The sequence below is a fragment of the Pantoea sp. GbtcB22 genome, assembly GCF_019091025.1.
GTDB classification, from domain to species: Bacteria; Pseudomonadota; Gammaproteobacteria; order Enterobacterales; family Enterobacteriaceae; genus Pantoea; species Pantoea leporis.
The window spans coordinates 1-243 of sequence record NZ_JAGXKB010000668.1 but is presented as its reverse complement, the minus strand read 5'-3'; the positions used below and the strand labels follow the sequence as shown (position 1 = coordinate 243).

1 pseudogene is annotated in these 243 nt (G+C 53.5%); it reads left to right on the top strand.

Annotated elements, in window-relative coordinates:
- A pseudogene (locus KVT28_RS28000) lies at positions 1-204 on the top strand (family 1 glycosylhydrolase); the annotation flags it as partial.
- Positions 205-243 lie beyond the last annotated feature (39 nt).

Sequence of the window (243 nt, the reverse complement as noted above, 5' to 3'; positions counted from 1 at the left end):
CTTTTTACTCGCTATGCCGAGAAGGTGTTTGCCCCCTACGCCGGAAAAGTGACGCGCTGGTCTGTTTTCAATGCGCCCATTGTGGTGCAGCCGCGCGTCTATCTTGTTGCGCTGCGCTGGCCGTATGAGCAGAACACCCATAAGTGGATGCAGTGAAATCACCTTAAAAATCTCGCCACGGCGAAGGTGGAAAATCTGTTCCGATAGCAGGGGTAGTCCGGTACTGTGGGCACCATTCTCAAT